5 protein-coding genes and 2 pseudogenes are annotated in these 7,257 nt (G+C 46.0%); 5 read left to right on the top strand and 2 right to left on the bottom strand.

The features are described 5' to 3' along the window. Together AB3R30_RS26370 and AB3R30_RS26365 are read left to right on the top strand one after the other, a co-directional pair. A pseudogene (locus AB3R30_RS26370) lies at positions 1-196 on the top strand (IS1 family transposase); the annotation flags it as partial. Positions 197-378: 182 nt separating this feature from the next. Continuing rightward, entirely contained in the window at positions 379-714 is a 336-nt protein-coding gene (locus AB3R30_RS26365) for a hypothetical protein (RefSeq protein WP_171576364.1), read from the top strand. Here the strand turns inward: AB3R30_RS26365 and AB3R30_RS26360 are convergent. Continuing rightward, positions 711-914 carry a helix-turn-helix domain-containing protein gene (locus AB3R30_RS26360; protein ID WP_458652180.1) on the bottom strand — a complete coding sequence of 68 codons (204 nt, stop codon included), beginning with the start codon at positions 912-914 and terminating at the stop codon, positions 711-713. The two genes, AB3R30_RS26365 and AB3R30_RS26360, sit on opposite strands and share 4 nt — an antisense overlap. 448 nt (positions 915-1,362) lie before the next feature. Then, a complete protein-coding gene (locus AB3R30_RS26355; RefSeq protein WP_458652179.1) occupies positions 1,363-4,530 on the bottom strand; it encodes a plasmid replication protein, CyRepA1 family in 3,168 nt (1,055 codons plus the stop codon). Positions 4,531-4,571: 41 nt separating this feature from the next. Here AB3R30_RS26355 and AB3R30_RS26350 point away from each other — a divergent pair, with 41 nt between their 5' ends. From AB3R30_RS26350 to AB3R30_RS26340, 3 genes and pseudogenes are all read left to right on the top strand, one after another. After that, a complete protein-coding gene (locus tag AB3R30_RS26350) occupies positions 4,572-4,742 on the top strand; it encodes a hypothetical protein (protein WP_458652178.1) in 171 nt (56 codons plus the stop codon). Between the two features lie 687 nt (positions 4,743-5,429). Further along, positions 5,430-6,515, top strand: coding sequence for a hypothetical protein (locus AB3R30_RS26345; protein ID WP_458652177.1), 1,086 nt, complete (start codon positions 5,430-5,432; stop codon positions 6,513-6,515). A gap of 148 nt (positions 6,516-6,663) precedes the next feature. Beyond that, a pseudogene (locus AB3R30_RS26340) lies at positions 6,664-7,181 on the top strand (IS1 family transposase); the annotation flags it as partial. Between the last annotated feature and the right edge of the window lie 76 nt (positions 7,182-7,257).

Below are 7,257 nucleotides of genomic sequence, written 5' to 3'. Positions count from 1 at the left end.
CACGCTACGCGAACGAAGGCAGAATAAGTTTGGCAAGGTGTGGGAGCAATCGAAGGTCACGACGCGATTGGTTGTGAGCTATTTCAATCGGATTTGGCAGCACAGTCGTTTCAAGACAACCGCTGCTCAACGAGCAAATTTAGCTGATCGCTGTTGGAGTTGGCACGATATTGCAATTTACCCCACAATTATTTGACGCACAATCCAATCCATTAATTTAATGCACTACCGACAACTTTACAGACCTGAAGTATCACAACTTTTGTCACGAACCGTTTCAACCTCCCAATTTATCAGCTTAAGAGAAATTTTCTGCATGATCAGTTTATTTGCCACGCATAATTCTGTATGATAAGAATGTAAACCATGCAGAATTTCATGATTAGCTCATTCCTAGAAGCAGAGCGAGGACGACTGCTTACTCTCATTGTTCAGATTCGAGGGGGTGGAGCCGTTGCTCCTGCTTACTGCTGGCTAACAGAAACCAGTTCAACCAAAGGAGCTAAGACATATACCTATGCCGTGTTGGTCACCCAAAAGTCCGATCGCAAGCCAAAGAGTCAATCGCTTGGCAGACCTGGCAGTCAGAAGCATCGACACTGGAAAGACGCAATTGCTCGTAGGGAAGCGATCGCTGAACTTGAGCAGCAATTATCAATGCTTCAAGCATTGATGGAAAGGCAGATAAAAAACAGTAGTCTTTTCAACCACTAGTTGCTAATACAGATAGGATGGCAGTATTGATCCTGGGGCTGAATATTACGTTTTCCTGTTTCAACCATTTTGACCCAACTTAAACTGCGCCCAATTTGGTCAGCCAAGTATGCCTGACTCCATCCCTTTGTTATCCGCAACTGCTTCAGTTGTTCTCCTGATTGAATTTCTTTGGGTAGTTTCGGGGGTGTTATTGCCATACCACCCTGAGATGTTTTAGCAGTGCTTATAGTAGGCAGCCTTGTTTCTGTTCGATGCCGAGCTTCTTCAAGAGCATCCAATCTATCTGAAATTGCTTTGGGGGTTGCACATACAAACGACCATTGAGAAATAGTGCAAAGCTACCCCTTTCTCTGCGTGTACGGTCCGTCAAACGAGTTCCGGTTGGAGCTAAGGCATCTTTTGCCCAAAACTCAAGTGCAGTATCAGGATCATCCGGAATTTCATTAAACAAACTTGGTTTTCCTGAAAGCGACCCATCTTCATTGACTTCTGCCTCTACCTCTTCCCACTAACACAGTCGCACGATCGCCTAACTGGGGTGTTGGAGGAGATGAAAGAGGAATTAGAGAAGCATCACGACGAATATGCAATCGGATCGAAACATAATAACAGACACCCTCAATATAGAAAAAATTGCTCAATTCGTTAACTTGAACTAGAAGGGGGAAACTGCAATTTTTGAAAGACATCGGTAGGAATTGTGCGCTTAATCTCGGCAACTACTTCAGAGTCATCCCCAAAGGCTTCTATCCGTCCCTGCACTTCAAGAAGAGTTGCCTCCGTTAACCAGGGATCTATACCAGAAGCAGGGCTACGAGTTGGATCACCCGTAGGAGACTCGATCTTAAGCCCTACGGGTGATCCAGCCTCACAAGCCATAGCGGATCGCTGCCGCTGTAATACCTCCCGTTTTGTCTGCCGTCGTTGCAAAATTGACCACACTCGTTCCCAATGGGGTATGTCCAAGCTATACACCCGCAGTTTCTCTCCTTCATAGCCAGGATGGGAACGTGACCAGTTCATCGTTAGTTTGATGCCTAACTGGGACAATAGCTGGTGGATAATCTGGGTGTCGCTCATGACATTGGTAATGCTGTAATGCAGAGCGACTTTAATTGGTTGAGTTAGCCCTCTGGCACGATCTGCATAGGGTTTGAGTTCGTACTTACACCATTGCCATCCTGATCGAATTTTGGCAATCAGTTCATCTAAGCCAATTTTTGAGCGGAGCCAGCGCCGGAGTTCTGAGCCAGAAATGTCCCAAGGGCAATATCCCTGGTTCCAGGTTGCCTGTTTCTCTAATGCCCTTGCGGTGCGATCGCTCGCTACCCCCTCAAACAGTTGCACTTCTAAATTCAGCAACTCCCCGCGTCGTCTGCCCTCGTTATCCCACACTACGTCTTTCAAGGTGAGGCTATCCAAGCAATAAAACTCTTTGAAGTAGAATTTGGCAACTGCTAACGATTCTTCCCGACCCAATCCCTCTTTCTGCTCTAGTAGAAGAATTTCGCTATACGTTAAGTCCTCTGCTCCTAACATTGCCTGTGCATCTACTTCCTGCTGTTCCTGTTTGGCAATCAGCAGCAGGTTTCGTATTGCAGGGTTGCTCTCGCGGTTTTCAATGGTAACTGAATTCCCTTCAAACTGAAGCCGAATCAACAGTGCATCTCGCAAGTTGTGCATTGCGAAGTTCTGTTCGGCAGCAATGCGACAGAACAGGTTCATGTGGGGGTCACTTTGCCAGTCATAGCGGCTGATTTCTCCGGTGACATCTTCTTTTAAGCTGGAGCGAATGAGTTGAATTGTGGCGATCGCCCGTTGCTGAAGATGATTTTTTAGCTCTAAAACATTCGTGGAACGGCTCACCTTTGAGAAGTTACTGCCGCGTTGGGCACACCAGACAACCCGATGCACAGGTTCTCGAACTCTGCTCAAGGCTTGTGCCATGTCAGCATCCGTGCTGGAAGTCCCCATGAAAACGCCATAGACTTTTTGAATAATGCCTTGAACCTCAATACTGACTCCAGTTGCCACTGAGGGGGAACAGATAATGATGTCATACTCACTTCGCTGTAGAACGGCATCGGGAGTTTGGATAAACTCTCGTTCGCAGTCTCCCCCACTGGTTTCGGAGTTTATTAATAATAAGCGCTTGTCAGGTGTTTCCTTTGCCAGCAATCGGGCGATCGCCTTACTGGTTCCCTTGCTATCCGTCGCAATGAACACCACTTTCCCTACTGGCAGTTCTTGAACCTCCGTCAGTAGCTCTCCAGTAATGACTGTTCGATCTGGGGATTGAATAAACTGGACTGGGTAGCCTGCGGATTGGTAGCCGTTGCGGATCAGGAAGATGGAGGTGTCATCGCCTCTCAGTTCCTTCAGATAGTGCAAGGTTGCGTTATCGAGATCCGCATCAGCGACTATCACGCGACGGGCAAGCCGGATCAGTTCACGCAATCGGGATAACAGGGCTGGGCGTTTGCCATCACGGGCACAGGTGGAACTGGTCAGCAGGTGCCGGAGAACCTGGACGACTTCATCGAGGATCAGGTCACAGTCACTAAATTTGCTGGGATCAATACTCAGCAAGGAGTCTACACATAGCCCGACCCGCAGGGTGTAACCGGCTCCATTGATAAATTCGCCCTTGACCTTATCCAGATCACCTTTATAATCTAATCCCAATCGAGAGGACAGGTTTCGCATTAGGGCAATGCGATGTCCTCCCGCGATCGCTTTCTCAGCATCCTTTACCAAGGCATGAATTTGTTTAGTCTTCCCGGTTCCCTTTGCACTCTCGATCGCTACAATACCTCGCTCTGGTAGGTTCTCAAGCATTAAGCTGGATAGGTCTGCCGTCACCACCTTTACGGAAGCAGGATAGGTTAGGCGATTTTCCAGTCGTTGCCAGATCATCCAGTGTTGCAGAGGAAGTGCCTGAGCATAAGCAGTTTCCCAAAGTTCAACTCCACCTTGCACGATTAAATCATCGACCCCTTTTCCCTGAGGAGCTTTCCACGTCGCCACACTCACAGGGCAACCTGCTTGTCGCAACAATCTTCCAAATCGATACAGGGCAGCAGAGACTCGCCGTTTAGTTGCTTCTTTTTCATCTTGGTCAAATGCGAGAATAAACCGCCGACCATTTGCCGCAAATCGGGCTGCATCAAGAATTAGTCGTCGTGTTCCGTCCAGTAGTTTTTGATAGCTGCCATTGACCCCATAGAAAGCTAAAGGAACAAACCCCTGACTGAGCAGTGCCAAAGCTTTTTTGCCGCCTTCAGTGGGCACGATTGGAATTTCGGGATGAGATTCCAACCAATCCCAGAAGGAGCCAAATAGGGGAACATCAACACTGTATCGACGACTAATAAGCTGTCGAATTTCAGGTGGAATGGCAGGTAGATAGGCACGAGAGCCATTGCCAACAGGAGTTTCGTACTTTTGAAACTTGCCCTTCTTCGTATCTTGTCGGGGATGACTCAGCTTCGCCTGCCAGCAAGAACCATCTTCGTTCAGTAGCAAGATGGCATACAGGGTGGAACGTGCTTGATAGCCAAAACGAGTCACGTTCCAATTCAGGGCTTCATGAATGGGATAGGCAACATCGCTACCAGAGAGAGTTTCAGTATCGCTAACAATACGAGTAGCACTCCGATAGAGAGCATCGGCGATCGCGCTGCCCTCAATAAACTCTCGCTCAAAATGTAGGGCAAAGTCTATATCAGAAAGGTTTGACTTACCAATCTGAGCAGCATAAGTTTCTGCCCTGGGCGATCGCATTAAAACTGGCTTTTTAGCAGAAGTAAACACATTAGCCTCCCTAAACTTAAAAAACAAAGGGAGAAATAGCCATGCAGCAGCTAAAGGTGTTCACAAAAACATTGCAACATTCCAGAAACACCACTAAAATTGAGCACGATGAAAGAGACCATGCCCCGCAAAAGCATAATCTTTACTACATGGCTATCCCTGTAATCATCAAATGGATTCTTAACTTGGTGCTTGGTTGGCGTGCAAGTTAGAGTCCGCAATTATTCTTATTTTTGATGTCCTCTGCTCCCTAAGAAGTAATTCATAGGGGGCAGATTTTTTTACTCTTCCTCCTCTTACGGTTGTAAGCCAACAAAAAGCCAGCAGTTTTCTGTTTCTAAGAATCAAGAACAGAAGAACTAATTTGATCCGACTGAAACACATTAAACACCGAAAAACACCAAACAAGACATGTGCAAATCGAGACTGAGTAGAGACTACGCGGGAGTTACAGGCAGACTTATACGCCGAAGTTACAGGTAAAAACATACGCCGGAGTTACAGGCAAACTCCACTTTATACGCGGGAGTTACAGGTCAAAAACATACGTCGGAGTTACAGGTCATCAATTTAACTTGAGATAAATCAAGCACTAAGAAGAATATCTTTTATATCTATACGCGGGAGTTACAGGTCAAAAACATACGCCGGAGTTACAGGCAAGCTTCACTTTATACGCGGGAGTTACAGGTCAAAAACATACGCCGGAGTTACAGGCAGTAGAGTCAAAAACATACGCCGGAGTTACAGGTATCTCCATTGATCCAATCTACCAATAGTGTTTGAAGATCACTTTTGGGGACGCAACGCTAGATGTATGTAATTGACAAGTTGTAGGAAGAAGTGACTCAAGACCAAGATCGCTGCTAAGATCTGCTCACGTTTGAGGCTAGAGTACCGTGAGTAAAAGTGATGAGTTAACTTTTCCAGTTGATGGGCAACTTCTGATGGTTCTGCCCAGAGCAGGTGCTTCAATTCACAACCCAGACGTTCAACTTCCAATTCTGCGCTCTGATCCTGATGGTTATTATCTGGAGATGCGAGTTGAGGCGAATACTTTTGACCCGACTGAAGTGGCTGTGACCCGTCGGATGCCGCTCGAAAATCTTTCAACGGATGAATGGGAGGAATTAAAAGCGCAATATGCCAAGTTGGACTTTAGAGACTGTGTTGACCAGGGGATAAGTAAAGGGCTAGAGAAAATTCATGACCGGAAGATTCAGCGTCTGTTTATGGCGTTGTTGACTTTCTTAAATCCCCGACAGGTCTCCATCGTTCTCTATCTTTATAAACAAGCTGCTCAACAAAGAACAGGAGCAACGGTTTCATTTCGCTCCAATGACTTGCTTGAAAGCCTCGGCTATACCCGTACTAAAGATGGAGGCTTTGCTTCTAAACTGCGATCGCAACTCAATCGAGATCTAGTTGCCCTGCATCGAACGGAGTTAGTCTTTGCTCAATCGCTTCGCAAAGGAAACAATGTGGGTGCCAAAGTCACGATTAAGAGTATTTTACGAATCAAGGATTTTGAGATTGATAATGTGCCACGAGATTTTGATTTGGCGAAAGCGGCTGATTATACCTATGAACTCGCGGATGCTTACACTGTATCCTTAGAATTCTTCGATGGTCCTGGTCGTACAGGAGATTATGTGCTGCTTGCAAATGATATTGACATTACTCAAAAACTGGGCGGCAATACAAAAAATGACTACAAAACTAAGTTGTTAGTTTATCTTGCAAGTCGGATGAAGTGGGATACACCCCAAGATGGACAATATTTGGTGATCTCTAAGCAGTATCTATTCAAGAACCTCGACTTATTAGGAAGTAATTCATCGCGTAACAATCAAATCTTTTGGCGCACTGTGGATGAACTTAAACAGGAAGGTTATATTTTAGGTGCACAGGAGCTACCTGGCAAGAAAAAAGCTGTCAACATCCAATTTCAAGTTAACTTTGAGAAATTGCGATCGCACCAGTAAGCTGATGACTTACTGACAGCTTTTAAGCCGTTCTTGGGTAGTTCTAAAGATGTAAGGATAGGAAAGACGAAGTTACCTCAATGCATCTATGGCGATTGCTCTGCCTGCCTGTCATTAACTTATGTCGTCAAGAATGGCAAAATCCATAAAGTGCCGTGATTCCGGCAGACAGTTTGTGGAAAACTCCCAGAACAAAAGCATTGATCAGGTAACCAAAAGCTTAATCGATAAACTGCTACTACAGAAGATTCCCTTAGCTGGGATTGCTAGAGTGTTTGGGGTTTCAGAACCTTGGCTCCAGAGCTACGTCAATAATGAGAAATATCAAAACGTGCCACGTCAAGTGAATGTACGAGCTAAAAAAAGGGGCGTTTAACCATTCAGTGTGATGATATATGGTCGTTTGTGAGCAACAAAGGTAACAAGCAGTGGATTTGCCTGGCACTGGACGTGGAGACCCGATAAATTGTTGGAGTGCATATCGGCGACCGCAGTCAAGATGGTGCCCAAGGTTTATGGGACAGTTTGCCAGTAGTCTATCGGCAGTGTGCAGTCTCCTATACTAATTTTTGGTCTGCTTATAACGAGGTCTTCCCCGGTAGGTGGCATCGTAGTGTTAGTAAGGACAATGGCAAAACCAGCTATATTGAGCGGTTTAATTGCACCAGGAGTTACGCAGTTGAGAAAAAAGGGTAGGTGCGGTAAAACCAAAGGATGAATCCACCCAAGGTCAACGAGTACG

The sequence above is a fragment of the Sivoneniella epilithica UHCC 1019 genome (assembly GCF_040830845.1).
GTDB lineage: Bacteria > Cyanobacteriota > Cyanobacteriia > Leptolyngbyales > Leptolyngbyaceae > ULC077BIN1.
This window is presented reverse-complemented; position numbering and strand designations above follow the sequence as displayed.

Bases quoted from the DNA above. Each gene is read 5' to 3' on its own strand.
- AB3R30_RS26350 (WP_458652178.1), top strand. From the start codon at position 4,572: ATGCAGCAGCTAAAGGTGTTCACAAAAACATTGCAACATTCCAGAAAC.
- AB3R30_RS26365 (WP_171576364.1), top strand. From the start codon at position 379: ATGATTAGCTCATTCCTAGAAGCAGAGCGAGGACGACTGCTTACTCTC.
- AB3R30_RS26360 (WP_458652180.1), bottom strand. From the start codon at position 914: ATGGCAATAACACCCCCGAAACTACCCAAAGAAATTCAATCAGGAGAA.